This is a genomic window from Methanobrevibacter sp. (assembly GCA_022775905.1).
Classification (GTDB): Archaea; Methanobacteriota; Methanobacteria; order Methanobacteriales; family Methanobacteriaceae; genus Methanocatella.
Window position 1 is genome coordinate 1 of record JALFJX010000025.1, and the last position, 18,909, is coordinate 18,909.

The 18,909-nt window shown below is 28.8% G+C and carries 14 protein-coding genes and 2 pseudogenes; 11 read left to right on the plus strand and 5 right to left on the minus strand.

Annotated elements, in window-relative coordinates:
• The coding region (locus MR875_07070; GenBank protein ID MCI6994597.1) for a hypothetical protein at positions 1-708 on the plus strand (708 nt) is incomplete at its 5' end.
• Positions 709-1,050: 342 nt separating this feature from the next.
• Here MR875_07070 and MR875_07075 read toward each other — a convergent pair.
• From MR875_07075 to MR875_07085, 3 genes are all read right to left on the minus strand, one after another.
• Positions 1,051-3,759, minus strand: coding sequence for a hypothetical protein (locus MR875_07075; protein ID MCI6994598.1), 2,709 nt, complete (start codon positions 3,757-3,759; stop codon positions 1,051-1,053).
• Between the two features lie 637 nt (positions 3,760-4,396).
• On the minus strand, positions 4,397-4,978 hold the full coding sequence (locus MR875_07080) for a chloride channel protein (GenBank protein ID MCI6994599.1): 582 nt from the start codon (positions 4,976-4,978) through the stop codon (positions 4,397-4,399).
• Positions 4,979-5,145: 167 nt separating this feature from the next.
• Entirely contained in the window at positions 5,146-5,439 is a 294-nt protein-coding gene (locus tag MR875_07085) for a hypothetical protein (GenBank protein ID MCI6994600.1), read from the minus strand.
• 324 nt (positions 5,440-5,763) lie between these two features.
• On the opposite strand from MR875_07085, the pseudogene MR875_07090 reads away from it, so the two are divergent.
• The 6 genes and pseudogenes from MR875_07090 to MR875_07115 all read left to right on the plus strand — a co-directional run bounded on the left by MR875_07090 (position 5,764) and on the right by MR875_07115 (position 11,252).
• Positions 5,764-6,372 (plus strand): annotated as a pseudogene (locus MR875_07090) (Dam family site-specific DNA-(adenine-N6)-methyltransferase).
• A pseudogene (locus MR875_07095) lies at positions 6,368-7,027 on the plus strand (type II restriction endonuclease). Before MR875_07090 ends, MR875_07095 begins: the two co-directional pseudogenes overlap by 5 nt.
• Positions 7,028-7,660: 633 nt before the next feature.
• Positions 7,661-8,923, plus strand: coding sequence for an MATE family efflux transporter (locus tag MR875_07100; GenBank protein ID MCI6994601.1), 1,263 nt, complete (start codon positions 7,661-7,663; stop codon positions 8,921-8,923).
• 244 nt (positions 8,924-9,167) lie between these two features.
• Complete coding sequence (locus tag MR875_07105) at positions 9,168-9,689, plus strand: FumA C-terminus/TtdB family hydratase beta subunit (GenBank protein MCI6994602.1); 522 nt, start codon at positions 9,168-9,170, stop codon at positions 9,687-9,689.
• Between the two features lie 78 nt (positions 9,690-9,767).
• Positions 9,768-10,097: a hypothetical protein gene (locus MR875_07110; GenBank protein ID MCI6994603.1), complete on the plus strand. Its 330-nt coding sequence runs from the start codon at positions 9,768-9,770 to the stop codon at positions 10,095-10,097.
• Positions 10,098-11,252 carry a TIGR03576 family pyridoxal phosphate-dependent enzyme gene (locus MR875_07115; GenBank protein MCI6994604.1) on the plus strand — a complete coding sequence of 385 codons (1,155 nt, stop codon included), beginning with the start codon at positions 10,098-10,100 and terminating at the stop codon, positions 11,250-11,252.
• Here the strand turns inward: MR875_07115 and MR875_07120 are convergent.
• Together MR875_07120 and MR875_07125 are read right to left on the minus strand one after the other, a co-directional pair.
• The gene (locus MR875_07120; protein ID MCI6994605.1) at positions 11,242-12,159 is read right to left on the minus strand and encodes a biotin--[acetyl-CoA-carboxylase] ligase; all 918 of its coding nucleotides are present in this window, start codon (positions 12,157-12,159) and stop codon (positions 11,242-11,244) included. The genes MR875_07115 and MR875_07120 overlap by 11 nt on opposite strands.
• Before the next feature lie 14 nt (positions 12,160-12,173).
• Positions 12,174-13,661 carry an acetyl-CoA carboxylase biotin carboxylase subunit gene (locus MR875_07125; protein MCI6994606.1) on the minus strand — a complete coding sequence of 496 codons (1,488 nt, stop codon included), beginning with the start codon at positions 13,659-13,661 and terminating at the stop codon, positions 12,174-12,176.
• Positions 13,662-13,861: 200 nt separating this feature from the next.
• On the opposite strand from MR875_07125, the gene MR875_07130 reads away from it, so the two are divergent.
• The 4 genes from MR875_07130 to rpl3p all read left to right on the plus strand — a co-directional run bounded on the left by MR875_07130 (position 13,862) and on the right by rpl3p (position 18,908).
• Entirely contained in the window at positions 13,862-14,683 is an 822-nt protein-coding gene (locus MR875_07130) for a hypothetical protein (protein ID MCI6994607.1), read from the plus strand.
• 10 nt (positions 14,684-14,693) lie between these two features.
• Positions 14,694-16,412 (plus strand): AMP-binding protein, encoded by a 1,719-nt coding sequence (locus MR875_07135; GenBank protein MCI6994608.1) that lies wholly within the window; start codon positions 14,694-14,696, stop codon positions 16,410-16,412.
• Positions 16,413-16,730: 318 nt separating this feature from the next.
• The gene (locus MR875_07140; GenBank protein MCI6994609.1) at positions 16,731-17,558 is read left to right on the plus strand and encodes an RNA-binding protein; all 828 of its coding nucleotides are present in this window, start codon (positions 16,731-16,733) and stop codon (positions 17,556-17,558) included.
• A 339-nt stretch (positions 17,559-17,897) separates the two neighbouring features.
• Positions 17,898-18,908 carry a 50S ribosomal protein L3 gene (gene rpl3p / locus MR875_07145; GenBank protein MCI6994610.1) on the plus strand — a complete coding sequence of 337 codons (1,011 nt, stop codon included), beginning with the start codon at positions 17,898-17,900 and terminating at the stop codon, positions 18,906-18,908.
• Position 18,909: the final 1 nt, after the last annotated feature.

The window sequence follows — 18,909 nt, forward strand, 5'->3', positions numbered from 1 at the left end:
ATTAAAACTAGATTATTGAATAACCGTGTTGAGCAGTATAATACTAAGCGCAGCTATTGGGGTGAGGATGAAAGGCAGCCTAGAACAGATGGAATCAACACTGGCCTTGATCTTGTTGATGCACTTCCTCCAGTAATCAATAAGACAATAGCTAATGCCCGTTATGCTGTGAAACTTGACGGTTATACATCAGGTGTTTTGAAAAACAGAATTGATAAAGCTAATGTTAATATTGTATTGGTGGATAAGGAAAATAAATTATCTGCTGAACAGAAACTTACTTTAATTTTATGGGCAAGAAAAATTGACATCTCACAGGTTGCCAAAAATATTCTTCAGGCAGGAATGGTTGATGGTGAAGGGTTAATTAAACCTGTTGAGAGATGGGACAAATCCATAGGAAAGTATATTAAACCTGTCTTTTTAGAAATTGGTGCTCATGGTTATGGATTAAAGAAAGAATTTAATGATGATAATGAAGTGCAGCTATTCCTTCATGAGATGCCAAAAGATATTGTTAACGGATCTCCTGAGGAGTTTGATAATTATGTTAGTGTTGAAGAGGGAACATTAACGGTTAAGTATGAACCTGAAGAGGTCATTAACTTCATGTATAATGAGATTTACTGTGAAGCTCAAAGCATTATCCTTAATTGTCTTGATGATATACAAGTGCAACTTGGAGAGAAATCAAGTGGAAAGGATTAATAAGGACAATATCATTGAAGTAAAGCCATCACTTGACAGTAACGGCCAACCTATTGTCACTGAACTTTGTTTTAAATAATTCATAAGATAATATTCGTTTTAAACATATAAAGATACTGAAAATAGTTAGTTTTCAGTAAAATAAAAAAAGTAATTAGGATTAAAAAATCCTAATTAAAAAGTGTTTAATTGTTTTCTAATGCTCAATATATATTTAATCTTAATAATAAACAATTACACCAATTCTTTCCAGTACAATACCCAATTAACTAATCATTAGTAACTATCTAATTTTTTCCAGTACAATACCCAAATTAAGCTAATCTACCATTAGTAAATTATTTAGCTTTTTCTTCTAGGTATAAATACACAAGAGAGTAATGTAATGATTAAGACAAGTACAGGAATACCAGTAACAGGACTATTTTCAACAAAAATAGCTGCATTATTGTTATTTAAGCCATTTTCATTATAACTATCACCAATATTACTGTTATTGTTTGCCTTATTATTATCTGCTTTATTGTTGTTATTAGTATTATTGGTACTATTGGTATTGTTTGTTCTATTGGTGTCATTTGATATGACTTGGACTTCTGTACTATTAATTGTAATATTGTCAATTTCATGGGTATTAACAACTATTGCATTAGTAAAATTACCTTCTTTTACTGCTTTAAAGTATAATGTAATGTTGGCGGTTTGATTAGGTTCTAAAGTATTAAGATAATAAAATGCATTATTTTTATCGTTCACAGTCCAGTTATCACCACTAAATTTAATATATCTTAAATTTTCTGGAATATTCTCATTAAAGTAGACTTTAGTAAGATTATAATCACCGATATTTTTAACCACAACAATATATGAAAGTTCATCACCTAATTTAACAGCAGTAAGGTTTGGGGTTTTATTTATAAAAATTTTTGCTTCAAATATAGGTAGCTCTAAAGTCTGATAATCAATAGTAGCATATAATGTGTTATTTGTAGTGCTTTTAGAATATAATGTATTTAATTTATTATTTACCAAAGCCCCGGTTTCAGGATCATACACACCGGTTTTTGCAGTGAAACTTACATTACGTATTGGTAAATACTGGTTAAAACCATTAATATTTTTACCATCAGTATATTGGGTTAAACCGGCAGTCAAATTATATGTATTACCAACAAACATAACTGTTTCATTACTTACAAAGGTCATTAAAACCCAATTATGATTAACAATACCATTTTCACTATTATTGGTATATCTGTCAATTGGATTTTTATTAGAACCCCACCAGTTATAGGTCAAATTAACACTATTTTCCCAATAACCATTGCTAACAACATCATGGTTATTATTATCAGGATTATCTATAATAACACAGTTACTAATATTACCACCACATATACTTATAGCACCTGCTTCAGGAGCGGTGTTGTTAATGAATATATTGCCTTCTATGATATCAATACCATAGTTATATTCTCCTTGTTTATTACAAGAGATTGCACCAGCTTCTGAACGTGCAGAGTTATTAACAAATGTGGAATTATATATTCTACCAAGATCCTCATCAGAGATATATATTGCTCCAGCTTCTTCTGCGGTGTTATTATAAAATGTAGAATTAATTACAGTAAAATAATGATAACCATATGGTCTGTGGGAAATAGCACCACCTTGTTTAGATGCAGTACAATTAATGAATCTTGAAGATCTGACTGTAACATTAACATTAATACCATCATTAAGTATTGCACCACCATCATATATTAATGCAGTACAATTAATAAAGGTACAGTTATTAACATTAGATGCAGTACCATCATCATACCATATTGCACCACCTCCAGAAGCGCTAGCGTTAATAAAACTGCAGTTATTAAAGTCTAGGATATTAGTTTCAGAATTTATGTATAATGCTCCACCATCATCACCACTACTTGTATTAATAAAGCTGCAATTATTAAATATTATACTTCCATCTTCAGAACCACTATATGAGTATATTGAACCACCATCAGATTCGGAATGTGAATTAATAAATTTAGAATTTGATATTGTAGTATTGTAAACATCGCTTTCTAAATAGATATCTGATCCTTCATTAGCATAATTATTATTAAACAAACAATTATTAATAATTAGGTTCTCACTTGCATCGTCGATTGTCCCATAGGAACAGTTATTATTAGTAAAGTTTGAATCAACTATTGTTGTATTGATATTATCATCAGTACAGATAGCAGATCCTGAAAACACTACGTGAGTATAATTACTGATTAAATGATTATCATTAAAGAGACAATTTGATATGTTAAGATTAGAATCTTTAGAAAAAATTCCACCACCATTAACTGTAGCCTTTTCTTTATAATTATCATCAGCACTGAAGTTAACATTAGAATTAGTGAAATTAGAATTATTAATATTTGCTGTAGAATCTAGAAGATGAATAGTTCCTCCATTAACAGATAAGAATTTAGTATAGTTAACTAAATTTATATTAACTGTATTGTTATTAAAACTACACCCATTAATATTTAATTTACTATTGTTAGCAAATATCGCTGTTCCAGATTCATTGTTCATACCATTTATTAGTTTTAAATCATTTAATTCCAAATTTGAATCACTTATATTAAATATCCTAGCAAGATTTGATCCATCCAATGTATGTCCATTACCATTAATAACTAAAGTTTTACCATTAATTGTAATGCCATTAGGTAGATTGTCATTTTCAGCATATTTATAATCCCTATCTAAATCGATTGTTCCATTTGTATTAGAATCAATTAATTTTTGTAAGTCACTGAAACTACCGCCATTGCCATTATCATTTAATATAATTTGAGAGCCATCTCCAGAATTGAGTTTAGTATTATAATCACCTGCAATGTTTGAATTATTATTTAAATCCAAATTAGAACTTTGAATACTATCACTATATGAATCGGTACCATTGATTAAACTACTGTCTGTAGCGGATACACCAACCAAACAAAGAGAGAATAATAGAATAATACTTACTATGAGGATTAATTTCTTTTTTAACATATTTTCACCTCCTTGTAAACTGTATAGACAATTAAAACAATATTATATTTTTACAATTGAAATAAATTTTAAATTATTAAATAAAATACTATTTTTATTAAATAATATTGAATAAACATTCATCATTAAGCAAAAAACTTAATGAGTATACTATGTATTATTTAATATTTAAAAGTTTTTACTATTTAAAATCAAATAAACCATAAGTTTAATAAAATAAAATTTAAAAAATCAACTAAATTATGATTGAATACCTAAATAAATTGTTTAATAACATTTAAAAACTTTTTTAATCAATTAAGTAAAGATAAAATTAGAAATTAATAAAATGATAAAAATTAGATTCTAGCTAAATAAAAAATCATTAAATAAAAATACATAATTAAACTTAAAATATAAAAATATTAAACAAAAAAATCAATTTGAAAGGAAAAATAGATTAAATAAAGAAAAAATAAAGAATAAATAGAAAAATAAAGAAAAATAAAACCTAAAAACAAAGACAAAAACAAAAAACCATTAAATAGGAATAAGCAATTAAATTAAGAATAAATTTTAATTAAAACTATAAAAACAGCAAAAATCCATAAAATAATAAAAAAATAAAAAAAGTAAAATTGAATTAAAATAGTTTAAATCAATATATTAACTTAATATTAAATAATAATGAAAATCCACATCCAATTATAATTCCACAAAAGATTACTGGGAAGAAATGACCTCCTTTCCATCCAGTTTTAATACAAATATTAGTAAGGAGCAACTTTGCAAGTCCAATAGTAATTAAAATAATTGGACTGTATACTGCATAAGTTTCAAGAATTAATTCCATATTTGTTTCACCAGAAAACAGAGTCAATGGTGATATTATACCGAAAATGCCTAATATTAATCCCCCAATTAAACATGTAATTAGAATATTATCTTTGAATTTCATTTTTCCAAGTATTTTTTCAGTATACTTATCAAAGAGTAAATATATTATTCCAAATAATGAACCGATAATTGCTAATGGTACTCCAAGTATTCTCTCAAAGTTACTTATATCATATCCGCCAACATGAGGAAAACCTAGGGGTGCACCGAAAAATTCTCCAATAATATAAAAGACAAGTAGAGCTCCTAAAATACAGAAAATATTACTATATGTCTTTTTTTCACTGTTTTCCTGATTTTCTATTAGAGCCACCAGACCGTATAATGGTGCTACAAATATCAAAGAGAATACTGAGTTGATACATACATCACAGATATCATAAATATTTTTCTTAAAAAAAGTCATGAATTTTGATAGCCACATGCAGAGAGCTATTATGATGTCGCATAATCCGGCTTCAGGTCAGATACTCCCTCCAAATATTATGGGAATCAGTGCACTGACAAATATTAAAAGTATATTTTCATTTCGCAATTTTTTTCCTTTTTTCTGTCTGAGAGCATTACATTCATTTCGTAAACGGATTCACAGTATTTACTCTTAATCAGACCTAAAATTAATCCTCCTACCAGATATATTATAATTGGATAAACTTTTAAGTCAAATTGTCCTGGAAGATAATCCCATAAAAATGCAGTTCCAATTTTCATTAATTTCAAAAATAACCAAACAATAACTGCAAAAATCATCCCCATTAAAAAGCATCCGGCATAATAGGTTAAATTTTTTCTTGATATTATCATAGTCATACTATTTAGTTTATAGTTATTAAATAGGTGGAATATTCTTTTTTGTGATTGTAAAATAAAAATGATGCATGGAGTAAAATTAGGATTTGTTTTCAATTTCGCTTTGATAATATTTATTAATAATATTTGATAGAATAACAGTTATCTCTACAAATAGTAAAAAACACCATGAAGCTAAACCTTTTCTTAAATGGGTTGGGGGAAAAACAATTAATTTCTACAATTGAAGAGCGATTGCCTCAAGAGATTAAAGAATCTAAAAATATTGATTAATATGTAGAACCATTTATTGGTGGAGGAGCTTTATTTTTCTATTTAATGAATAATTATAAAATTAAAGAATCTTATATTTTTGATATTAATAAAGAACTTATTTTGACATATAATGTTATTAAAAATAATCATAGAGAATTAATTGAAAAATTATCAATTTTACAAGAAGAATATGTGCCTAGAAATCAAGATGATAGAAAAGAATATTATCTTATTAGGAGTACTTTTAATAATGATATCGTTGATTTTGAAAATTATTCAGAAGAACATATCACCAGGGCATCTTATACTATTTTCATGAATAAAACTTGTTTTAATGGTTTATTTAGTTAATCAAAAAGGAAAATTTAATGTTCCTCATGGAAGATATAAAAATCCTTTGATTTGTGATAAAGAAAATTTACTTGCTGTATCTAAATTATTAAAAAATACAAACATTATTAATGCTAGTTTTCTAAAATCTGAAAAAAAATCATTGATGATAGTTCTTTAGTGTATTTAGATTCTCCATATAGGCCATTGAATAAAAAATCTAATTTTAATAATTATGCAGGATTTCAATTCACTGATGAAGATCAAATAAAAGTAGGGGATTATTATTATAGAAATTCAAATTTTAAACAGTTTAAACAAAATCGGTGGAGAAGATATTGAAACTAAATTTGGAGAGATTTTGGAAAGATATCCTGAAGTTGTGGTTATTTTACCAAATATTCTAGCTGTTCGTGATAAAAAATTAGATGTTTTAGATCTAGACAGTGGTGAATTTAAAAATATTGAATTTAAAAGTAAAAAATTTAATAAAGATGAGATAATTAATTTTTGTAAGGAATTTGGATTATTAGATATGTTTTCTCATATAGATGATTTGTATTCTTATCTTGTTGGTACTCAAGTAGGATTGGATACTCATGCGAGGAAAAATCGTAGTGGTAAGGTTTTTGAAGATATTGTAGGAAAATTACTTGCTGAAAAAATTAAAGATAAATCTGAATTAAGGTTAGGTAAAGAAGATACCATTCCTTTTGAGAGAACTAAACGATGGGATCATGTTATTTATAAACATGATGATCCGGTAATATTTTTTGAATGTAATTTTTATAATGCTAGTGGAAGTAAACCTATTGAAGTAGCACATACTTATGCAGATTTATAAAAACAATTAAATGATTCTCAATATACATTTATTTGGGTCACTGATGGTAAAGGATGGAATAAGATGTCTAAATCATTGAAAGAAGTTGCTCCAGATATAAATTATATTTTAAATTATAGAATGCTTACAAAATGTATTAATAATTTTATTTAAATTAATGGTAGTTTTGTGATGAATAAATCCCTAACTGTATCCATTGAATCTAATTTTATATATTTGATAGCTAGTTATTACTAATTAATGGTGAATTGATGGAGAAAATTAAATGTTCTAATTAAAAATGAAAACTTAAATGAATTAAAAGTGATATGTAAGTCACGTTTAAAAGGGATATTATTTTATATAATATTCAAAACAATTTAATACGTTAATTTCTAAATTATTAACTTAAAGAAATGAATTGAGAAGAAGCATGGGGTGTTTCATGAAATAAAAAAAGATTATTCTTTTATGGGATATTAGTTGTTTATCTTATATAAACTTGTATTCATTATATGCGCTTAAACAAAAGCTTGAATATAATCATTTTTTATTTTATTTTTTTAGAAACATTTTTATTATACTAATTAATTAAGTTATTCCATAGGTTTTATTCTATATCTCAATATAGCTGTCTACAAGTTTTAATGTATTCGTACTATTTTTATATTTTCATAAAAATGTAAATAAACCTTTTTTTAATTTATTCGGAGGTTTTAATTATGAATTTTATATTGAGGGATTGTTATTAGTGCAACTGATTTAATTAACAATCCTCGTAAAAGTATCATAGGATTAAGTATTCCTATGATTGTATCTTTACTTTTAACAATGATTAATAATGTTGCAGATGCAATGTGGGTTAGTGGTTTAGGTTCAGATGCACTTGCGGCAATAGGTATTGTAACACCAATTTTTATTATAATAATTGGTTTGGGAATTGGAATTTCAGCAGGAGTAAACTCATCTGTGGCTCGTTTTATAGGAAAAGGAGATTTAAAACAAGCTGGAAATAGTGGAGTTCATGGATTAATTATTAGTATTATTATAAGTATTATTATCCCGGTCATTCTTTTGGTCTTTTTAAAACAGATTTTAATAGCTATTGGTGGTGCAAGTGTTTTAGATCTTGCATATGATTATGGTTTTTGGATTATTATAGGAGCATTTTCGGTTATTGTTCAGTATGTTTTCAGTGGTGTTTACAGATCTGAAAATAAAGGAATTAAATCAAATTTTCCATTAGCTCTTGCAGCTATTTTAAACATCTGTCTAGATCCAATTTTTATTTATACCTTTAATATGGGAGTTGCTGGAGCTGCAATAGCTACAGTTTTATCAAATATTATATCTTTAATGCTTTTCATTTATTGGAGATATATAAAAGGAGGAGAATTATTAGATTTAAATACTTATAATAAAAACATGTCCATTTATAAAGATATTATCTCAGTGGGTGTTCCTGCAAGTATGGAACAGATTTTAATGTCTTTGTTTTCAATGATTATTAATGTAATTCTGGTTATGGTTGCAACTACAGAAGCAGTAGCTGTTTATACAACTGTGTGGAGATTAATTAGTATTGGTGTTATGATTCCTGTTGGATTTGGAACAGGTTCAATTAGTATTTTTGGAGCATTATTTGGTGCCCGTAAAAGTGAAACAATTCTAGAATCATTTAAATTCACTCAAATTATTGGATTTGTAGGTTCTGTATTAATGGCTATTATTTTAGCTATTTTCTCTCCACTATTGGCATTGCTCTTTGGTGGTGCTGGACTAAATGACCAAATTATATCTATAACAGTTTTACTTTCATTATATGTTGTATTTTCAAGTTGGAGTATTGTTTCAGGCTGTATCTTGCAGAGTTTTGGTCGTGGAGATTACAGTCTCTATTTTACATTCTTTAAACAGATTATTCTAACATTAATTTTTATATTTTTATTTATAGGTTTAAAAGAAACTGGTGTTTATTATGGAATTATTGCAGCTAATTTTGTTGGTGGTGTAATTGAAATAATCTTCACTTATATCTATGTAAAAAGGATTCAAAAGTATTATAAATGATGCTATTTAATTCTTTTTTATATTATTTTTTGCATTTTTTTATAACTCAGAATAGTATAAATATAATTCCATTAGAATCTATATAATTTCTAGAACTTTTTTTACCTTTTCTAAAATTTCAGTTCATAATATCCGATTATGTAATGTTTTTATAGGGCATTATTTTTCAGATTGCTATTTTTATCCATTAAATTTATTAAATCTAAAAATTTTATATATTTATATATTATTAAAGGTGGAATTGATGGAAAGAAAATTAAATGTTCCAATTAAAGATGAAAATTTAAATGAATTGAAAGCTGGAGATGTAGTTTACCTGACAGGTAATATTTTAACTGCAAGAGATCAGGCTCACAAAAGAATTCTTGAAAATGGCGCACCATTGGATATTTCAGGTGCTGCTTTGTTTCATGCAGGTCCTATAGTTACAGAGGAAGATGGAAATTATAAGATGGTTGCTGTTGGCCCCACAACTTCAATGAGAATGAATCCTTATCAAAGTGATGTTTTAGATTTAGGTGCTAAAATTGTCATTGGTAAAGGTGGAATGGATGATACTGTAAGGGAAGCATTAGTTAGAAATAATGCGATTTATGTGGTGGCAACAGGAGGCTGTGCTGCATTATATGTGGATGCAGTTGAGGAAATTGAAAGTGTTGACTGGTTGGATTTAGGAATGCCTGAAGCTATCTGGAATTTGAAAGTTAAAGATTTTGGACCTCTTATAGTGGCTATGGATAGTGAAGGTAATAGCTTGTATGATTAAAAATAAATATTTATATATAGTTTAATTTCATATTATATTTTAATAAAATTAGTGATTGTAAATTATGGTTGTGTTATTATGGCTGATATTAATGAATTAGCAGAAAAGAAATTAAAATCCAGAATGACAAAAATTAGAAAGTGTAACAGAGAAAGTGAAGAAAAAGTAAAATTCTCAGAAAAATTAGGTGTTTCCTTTGATGTGGAATTCCATAATAAGAACCCTGATAAGCTTGCTGATGGTATAACTTTCATTACTACTCCTGAAGGTAGGGTTTTATTAGCTGAATATTACTATGAAATTCCTGAAACTCAAGAGTATACTTCTATACCTATTGATGAGAAAAAATTAAAATCAATATTAGAATTCTTTGATGATTATAAATTAGAATTGGATGACTCTGATTAGATGATAGTTAATAATTCTTTAGAGGAAGTTAAGAAAAGAGAAAATGCTCTTTGCATAATCAAAAATTTTGTTGAAACAAAAGGACGTTCTTTTTTATTTGATTTAACTGGCTTAGCAGGTGGATTTATCGCATCATCTTCTGATTTAAGTCTTTTAGAAACTTATGTTGGTCCTGCAATATTTGAAGATGCTATTCAAGAGGTTGGAAAAGAACATATGGGTGGGGAAAAAATCCTTGCTGTAAATAGGACTTCTTCAGGTATACTTGCCACAATATTATCTTTAGTTAGTAAAGATTCAAATGTAGTGCATTATCTTGCTGAGCTTCCAGCACATCCATCTATTCCAAGAAGTTGTAATTTAGTCGGTGCTAATTATTTTGAAACTGATGTTTTTGAAGAGTTTTCAATACCTGATAATACTTCATTAGTTGTGGTTACTGGTTCTACTATGGATCATAAAGTAATTGATGAAGATGAATTTAAAAAGGTAATTGAAATGGCACATGCAAAGAGTATTCCTGTTATGGTGGATGATGCTTCGGGTGCAAGACTTAGGACAGTTGTATTTGACCAGGAAAAAGCATGTGATTTAGGTGCTGATATTGCAATTACAAGTACAGATAAATTAATGCCAGGTCCAAGAGGAGGATTAATGGCAGGTCGTGAAGATTTAATTGATGAAATTAAGATTAAAGTTAATCAATTTGGTCTAGAAGCTCAACCACCAGCAGTTCTTGCAATGGTAAATGGTATTAAAAATTTTAAAGAAGAAAATTTAATTAAAAGTTTCACAAAAAAAGATGAATTATATGATTTATTATCTGAAAGGTTTAGTAATTTTAATAAATCACCTACTGGAGTTATGATTTATCCGGAAGGTCTAAGAGATGAAATCACTGTTTCACATAATTTATCAGATGATGATTTAGCATATGTATTTTCATTTATTTTATTAAAAGATTATGGGATAATAACAATTCCACCAGTTTCAATGCCTGGTGCATCTGCTACAATAAGATTTGAATTATCATCAAGTGATGCAATTAATTTAGATTTAAATGATTTAAATAAAAAAATAGTATCTTCATTTGAAAAATTACAAGAAGTAATTACAAATGAAGAAAAATGTAGGGAGATTGTATTTAATTTTTGATTATACATTCTCCAGAAATTACTTTTTCTAAGGTTCCATCAATTTTTTCAACAATTAGAGCTCCTTCTCTATTAATGCCTATTACGTATCCATCGTAATATTTATTGAATGGTTCTCTAACTTCTACAATTTTTCCAATAGAGTAAGAACGTTTTCTCCATTCTTTTAGGATTGCTTCAAAGCCCTCATTATCGAATAAATCACTAATGTTTTCAAATTCTTCTAAAAAGGTTTTAATTAAATAACTTTCACTTATTCGCTCACCAAGTTCTTTTTCAATTGTGGTACTTCCTTCTTTTAAAGTTTCTGGGAAATTATCAATATCAACATTTACATCAATACCAACACCGACAATAACATTTTCAATGGTGTTGAATTTTGCAATAGCTTCAGTTAAGATACCACAAGTTTTTTTACCATTAATGAATATGTCATTTGGCCATTTGATTTCTGGATTTTCAATTCCGATTTTTTCAAGAGTTTTTGCAACTGCAACTCCGGTAGCTAATGTTATTAATGGAAGTTTTGAATGGTCAACATGAGGATTTAGAACTATTGATAACCATACACCACCTAGTGGGGATTCCCATGATTTTCCAGATCTTCCTTTTGCTGCTGTTTGTCTTTCAGAAATTATAACACTACCATCCGGAGCACCGTTTGCTGATAAGAATTTAGCTATAGTATTGGTTGATTGGACTTCTTTGAATACATATAGGTTTTTCCCGATGTATTTAGTATTCAAATCTTTTGAAATTTCATCAGCTTTAATGTATTCTGTTTTTTCTTTTCCAATTTCTTCAACTATATTTATGAAATCATTGACATCTACTTGTTTTATTTCGTCAATGGTCTCATTAGAAAGTTTACCTTCCTTTTTTAATAAGTTTATTATTTCTTCTTTCATAAAAAATCCCTAGTTTATTTTTGCATATTATTTTTTGCCATGTTTTGATATGACCCTACTGCTGCAGATATTGCAGCTATTTTTTTAGCTGGCATAAATGTTGATTTTAATTTATTAACATACTCAAGGTCTTCTGCAATAACATTTTCCATTTCGGCTTCAATACCTTTTTTATAAGTATCAATAAAGTGAGTGTTCAAATCACCTGAAATAAAGTTAGGGTTTCTTAAGATAGCTTTATGGAATGGTATTGTTGTTTTAATACCTAAGATAATATATTCGCTTAATGCCCTTTTCATTCTGTTAATTGCATCGTTTCTGTCACGACCGTAAGTAATTAATTTAGAAATCATTGAATCATAAAATGTTGGAATTGTATAATTCATGTATACTCCACTATCTAAACGTACACCTGGACCTCCGGGGGATCTGTAACCTGTAATTTTACCAGGATTTGGTGCAAAATCATTAAGTGGATCTTCAGCATTAATACGGCATTCGATAGCATGTCCTGTTACTTTAATGTCTTTTTGATTATAACTTAATTCATCACCGTTAGCTATTAAAATTTGTTGTTTTATTAAGTCAGTATTAGTAACAAGCTCGGTAATTGGGTGTTCTACCTGAATACGTGTATTCATTTCAAGGAAGTAGTATTGTCCATTATCGTATAAGAATTCAACAGTACCTGCACTTGTATATCCGATATATTCAGCAGCTTTAACTGCACTTCTTCCCATTTCTTCCCTTAACTCTTCAGTCATAATTGGGGATGGTGCTTCTTCTAAAAGTTTTTGATGTCTTCTCTGGATTGAACATTCACGATCGCCAACGTGGATTACATTTCCATGTTCATCTGCTAGAAGTTGGAATTCAATGTGACGTGGTTTTTCAAGGTATTTTTCGATAAATACTGTTGAATCTCCAAAGTTTGTTGATGCAACGGATTGGGTAGATTCAATTGCACGTACAAGTTCATCTTCTTCATAAACTGCACGCATACCAATACCTCCACCACCTGCGGAAGCTTTAACAATTACGGGGTATCCAATTTGACGAGCAATGTCTTTTGCTTCTTCAATATCACTAATACCTTCAGGTGTACCTTCAATTACAGGAACGCCTGCTTTTTTCATAAGTGCTTTGGAAGTAATTTTATCTCCCATTTTATTAATAACATCTCCGCTTGGTCCGATTAGCTTAATTCCATTCTTTGCACATTCTTCACCAAATTTAGAATTTTCAGCTAAAAATCCATATCCTGGGTGAATAGCATCAGCACCAGATTCAAGTGCGATATTTATAATTTTTTCAATATTTAAGTAAGATTTTGCAGGGGAAGGGTTTCCTAGAGGATAACTTTCATCTGCATAATTTGTATAAAGAGAAGTTTTATCAGCATCAGAGTATATGGATACAGTGTTAATATCAAGTTCGCGACATGCACGCATAACTCTTATTGCAATTTCTCCTCTATTTGCAATTAATACTTTTTCAAACATTTGAAACCTCAAAGTAATTTTTCATTAATAATATAATTATATATTAAATTATATATTAAATATTTGATTTTATAACATTTCTAGAAAAACTAATTTTGAATTTATTCATGTTTTTTAGATTAATTTAAAGGATTTATGTTAAGTTTTAAATTATATGGTTGTTATAGTATTATTGGTATAATAAAAAAGGAAGTTTATTCATGGCGAGAAAAGACGGGAAGAAAATTTATCCAAAAGATCCAGAACATATATTAATGCCATATTTGATGCGTACAAAACATGAATCCGAAGTTTATTTAAATCAAGAAATAGACATTACCGGTATTATCAATTGGGTTGATGAAAAAAATAAAACTTCAGAATATAGATTAACTTTTTTTAATGTATTAATAGGTGTTGTTGCTAAAACTATTTACTCAAGACCTAAATTAAATCATTTTATTAAAAATGGTAGTTTCTATGAAAGACATGATGTAAGTATGGCGTTTGTTGCCAAAGATAAACTTTCAGATGATGCGGCAGAAAAATTAATTGTGTATAAGGCAAAAGAAAATGATACTCCTTTGGAAATTGCTGAAAATATAGTTAAAGATGTTCATAGAGCAAGAAGTAGTGGAAATGAGTCTGAGGAGTTATATTCTAAAATAGCTTCATTACCTAAGCCTATTTTAAAACTTGTTGGTTGGGGAGCACATCTTCTTGACAAAAGGGGATTTTTGCCTAATGAAATGATGGAAAATGATTTTAACTTTGCTACTGTTCTACTTTCTAATTTGGGAAGTATTAAATGTAGATCAGCATACCATCATTTAAATGAATATGGAACTAATTCCATTGTGATTACTATTGGAACAATCTATGAGGAAGATGGTCGTTACAAAGTAGATATTGGTGCTACTTTAGATGAAAGAATCGCTGATGGATTTTACTTTGCTAAATCATTAAAACTTGTTGAATATATCTCTTCCCATCCAGAATTGCTTGATGAAGAAGTAGGTAAAAAAGTGGAAATAGTTCATTAGAGGAAAAAACATGGCATTTTTAGAATTAGATACATCAAAAGTGAAGACACCATGGTATGGTTCATATGAGGATATACCTGAACATTTAGATTATCCTGATTACTCAATTTATGAAACAATACGTAGAACTTGTGAAAAATATCCTAATGAGATTGCTTATGATTATTTTAACAGAAAAGTAACATACGGTGATTTTTTAAAAGAGATAGATATGATTGCAAAATCATTTGTTGCAATTGGAGTTAAAAAAGGGGATAAAGTTACTCTTGTCATGCCAAACACTCCTGAGGCAATCATTAGTTTCTATGCTTTAAATAAAATTGGTGCAATTTCAAATATGGTTCATCCATTATCATCACAAAATGAGATTAGACATTACATTGAATTATCTAAAAGTGTTGCTGTCTTGACAATTGATGCAACATTTGCTACTGTTTACAATATTGTTCCTGGAACCACTGTTCAAAATATCATTGTAGCAAGTCCTAGTAACTCAATGATTTACATGAAACCTATTTATAAAACTACACAACTTACTTCAAACAGGATTCCTAGGGAAAAAGGAATTATTAAATGGTGGAGATTTAGAAGACTTGGTAGAAAGGTTGATTATGGTGTTGATGAATACACTGATGGATCATACCCTGCAACTATTCTATATAGTGGAGGAACAACTGGAAAACCTAAAGGGATTGTTTTATCAAATTTAAATTTCAATGCATTGGCATTATCCAGTCTTACATTTGTTAAAATAGGTGTGGGGGATAAGATACTTGCAATTATGCCTATTTTCCATGGTTTTGGTCTCGGAGTCTGTGTACATACCTGTATGTCAGTAGGTGCTCAAAGTATTTTAATTCCAAGATTTGATAATAAAAAGTTCCATAAACTTCTCAAGAAACATAAACCTACAGTTTTAGCTGGAGTTCCTACATTATGGGAAGCAATGATTAATAATCCTAAAATGAAAAATATGGATTTATCATTTTTGAAAATAATGATTTCTGGAGGAGATTCATTATCTGTTTCACTTAAACATAAAATGGATGCATTTCTAAAAGAACACAATGCAGACATTCAAGTAATGGAAGGTTATGGTCTTACAGAATGTGTGACTGGAAGTTGTCTAAACCCACAATATAGATGTAAGGATGGCAGTGTTGGAATTCCATATCCTGATATATTCTATAAAATTGTAAAACCTAATACTTGTAAAGAAATTCCATATGGTGAAGAAGGTGAAATATGTCTTTCAGGACCTACTGTCATGTTGGAATATCTAGATGAACCTGAAGAGACTGCAAATACATTGAAAGTCCATGAAGATGGATTAACTTGGTTGCATACAGGTGATTTGGGCCATATGGATGAAGAAGGATGGGTTTACTTCAAGTTAAGAATTAAAAGAATGATTGTTTCTAATGGATATAATATTTATCCGAGTCAATTGGAAAATATTATTGATGCACATCCTAATGTTAGTGTTTCAACTGTTATTGGAATACCTCATCCATATAAAAGGGAAGTTGCAAAGGCATTCATTGTATTGAAAGATGGTATTGAACCTACCGATGAAGTGAAACAAAACATTTACAATTATTGTAAGCAGAACATTGCTAAATATGCACTTCCAAAAGAGTTTGAATATCGTGATGAATTACCTAAAACTCTTGTCAATAAAGTTGACGTGATTCGTTTAATGGAAGAAAGTATAAATGGAGCTAATTGATCTTCATTTATCTTATTATCTTCGTAAAAAAATTAATATTTTGAATTCATTGGTTTTTGTTCTTAAACAAACAATATTTTGGCTAATAATTTTATTTTAAGGCCATTTTTTTCTATTTTTACTGTAAAAAACAATACATTTATATAGTGGGTATTACATACTTTATATTAATATATTCTCTGAGTATAAAAAAGTTGGTAGCATAAGAAGCTACGGATATTATAACTGATATAATATCTATGTAAATGTGTAAATTTAATTAGTGATATATAAATGTAGGGAAATCTTTATATACTTTATATTACATATTTTAATATAATGTATAAAGATGAGCTATCTATATTTATTCCAAATTCATTTCTTTCTGAGTCTAAAGATCTCAAAATTCGTACTTATAAAGTAGGCATTTTAGGCAGAGCTTTAGCTATTTTTCAAGCAGACAATGTTGTTATTTATAATGATGACAATGTTAAAAATGAAGAAGGAGAAATGGATGGAGAGTTTATTGCAGAAATTTTGAGTTATATGAATACTCCTCAATACTTGAGGAAACAAGCATTTCCTATAAGATCAGAATTAAAGCATGTTGGAATTCTTCCACCTCTTAGGACTCCTTATCATCCTGTTAATAGTCAACCAGACGTGGGCGATTATAGACAAGGGTTTACTGTTAAGAGAAATAAGAAGGGAACTTACGTGGATATAGGTATGGACAAACTTGCATTCTGTAAAGAGCAACTTTCTGTTAAAAGAATTTTTGACTTTAAGATTACTAAAATTGCTAAGAAAGAAGTAATAGTCACACCTGATAAACCAGATGACGTTTACTGGGGATATAATGTTATATCTTCTACTAAGAGTCTTAAAAATAGCTTAAAATTAATTAAACCTGATCTTGTTGTAGAAACTACAAGATATGGAGATTATATTAATTCTATTTTTGATGAATTAAAACCAAAATTGGATGAATCTAAAAGTATTGCTATTTTATTTGGTGGCCCATATTCTTCAATTCAAGAAGATGTTTCTAATCCAAACTGGGATTTAATTAAATTAAATACCATTCCTGGACAAGGAACTGAAACTGTTAGAAGCGAAGAGGCTGTTGTCGCTACACTTTCTTTATTCAATTGTATGAGATTTTAATTCTCGTGATTTATTAGTTTTACACTCTAATAGATAACTTGCTCAACTTTTTATACATGGATATTTTTAGGACTTTCTAAAAATAATCTTAGCACAGAATTATTTATACATTGAATATATTTTTTATTGTGCTCCAATTGGATTTAACTCAATAGAGTATATTAAAATTTAATATTTATCTAGTTGTAGGCTTGCTTACAGCTATTTATTAACTCGATGGGATTATAACTATTATGATCTTGTTAAAACTTATTAATAGTCATTAAATTGATTATTAAGCTATAAAAAATTAAAATAATTTAAAAATAAGGAAAAATATTAATAAGGAGGTTAAATTAAATGGTAAGACATCACCAGCCAAGAAAAGGGTCTGTTGCTTTTAGTCCAAGGAAAAGAGCAGCTAAAGAAACCCCTAGAGTAAAATCTTGGCCTCAAATTGATGAACCAAAATTACTCGGCCTCGCAGGTTATAAAGTCGGTATGACTCATGTTATCATGACTGATTCCGATAAAAACTCCCCTACCCAAGGTATGGAAGTTTTCACTCCAGTAACTGTATTGGAAGTACCTCCAGTCGTAGTAATGGGAATTAGAGCTTATGAAAAAACTTCTCGTGGATTGAAAGTAATCACCGAAGTTCTTGCAGACAATTTAGATGAAGAACTTTCAAGGAAAATTTCTCTTCCTAAAGAATACAATAAATCTGAAGCTATTGCAAAAATACAAGGTGCATTAGAAAACACAGAAGAAATTAGGGTATTAGTACACACAAATCCAAAAGTAACTAGCGTACCTAAGAAAAAACCAGATATATTCGAATGTGGTATTGGTGGATCCAATGTCGAAGAAAAATTAAATACTGCATTAGAATTATTAGGTAATGAAGTTAAAGCTAGTGAAATCTTCAACGAAGGTGAATTTGTTGATGCTATCGCAACTACCAAAGGAAAAGGATTCCAAGGTGTAGTTAAAAGATGGGGAATTAGAATTCAATATGGTAAAGCTGTAAGAGCAGGTAAAGGTAGACACGTAGGTTCTATCGGACCTTGGACTCCTAGAAGAACCATGTGGACTGTAGCTCAAGCAGGTCAAATGGGATACCATAAAAGAACTGAATTCAATAAAAGAATTTTAAAAATCGCATCAGCAGATGAAGTTGACCAAATCAACCCTGATGGTGGATTTGTAAAATACGGACTTGTCAAAAACGATTATGTTTTAGTTAAAGGATCCCTCGCTGGACCTTCTAAAAGGTTAGTAATCTTAAGACAACCTATCAGACCTAATAATAAAGCTGAGGATATCCCTCAAATTAATTACATAAGTACAAAATCTAAACAAGGGGTATAAT

What these genes read in the sequence shown, in the direction of transcription:
- MR875_07120 (MCI6994605.1), bottom strand. Translation starts at nt 12,159, where the DNA reads ATGAAAGAAGAAATAATAAACTTATTAAAAAAGGAAGGTAAACTTTCT.
- MR875_07105 (MCI6994602.1), top strand. Translation starts at nt 9,168, where the DNA reads ATGGAAAGAAAATTAAATGTTCCAATTAAAGATGAAAATTTAAATGAA.
- MR875_07140 (MCI6994609.1), top strand. Translation starts at nt 16,731, where the DNA reads ATGTATAAAGATGAGCTATCTATATTTATTCCAAATTCATTTCTTTCT.
- MR875_07130 (MCI6994607.1), top strand. Translation starts at nt 13,862, where the DNA reads ATGGCGAGAAAAGACGGGAAGAAAATTTATCCAAAAGATCCAGAACAT.
- MR875_07135 (MCI6994608.1), top strand. Translation starts at nt 14,694, where the DNA reads ATGGCATTTTTAGAATTAGATACATCAAAAGTGAAGACACCATGGTAT.
- MR875_07075 (MCI6994598.1), bottom strand. Translation starts at nt 3,759, where the DNA reads ATGTTAAAAAAGAAATTAATCCTCATAGTAAGTATTATTCTATTATTC.
- rpl3p (MCI6994610.1), top strand. Translation starts at nt 17,898, where the DNA reads ATGGTAAGACATCACCAGCCAAGAAAAGGGTCTGTTGCTTTTAGTCCA.
- MR875_07100 (MCI6994601.1), top strand. Translation starts at nt 7,661, where the DNA reads ATGATTGTATCTTTACTTTTAACAATGATTAATAATGTTGCAGATGCA.
- MR875_07085 (MCI6994600.1), bottom strand. Translation starts at nt 5,439, where the DNA reads ATGATAATATCAAGAAAAAATTTAACCTATTATGCCGGATGCTTTTTA.
- MR875_07125 (MCI6994606.1), bottom strand. Translation starts at nt 13,661, where the DNA reads ATGTTTGAAAAAGTATTAATTGCAAATAGAGGAGAAATTGCAATAAGA.
- MR875_07115 (MCI6994604.1), top strand. Translation starts at nt 10,098, where the DNA reads ATGATAGTTAATAATTCTTTAGAGGAAGTTAAGAAAAGAGAAAATGCT.
- MR875_07110 (MCI6994603.1), top strand. Translation starts at nt 9,768, where the DNA reads ATGGCTGATATTAATGAATTAGCAGAAAAGAAATTAAAATCCAGAATG.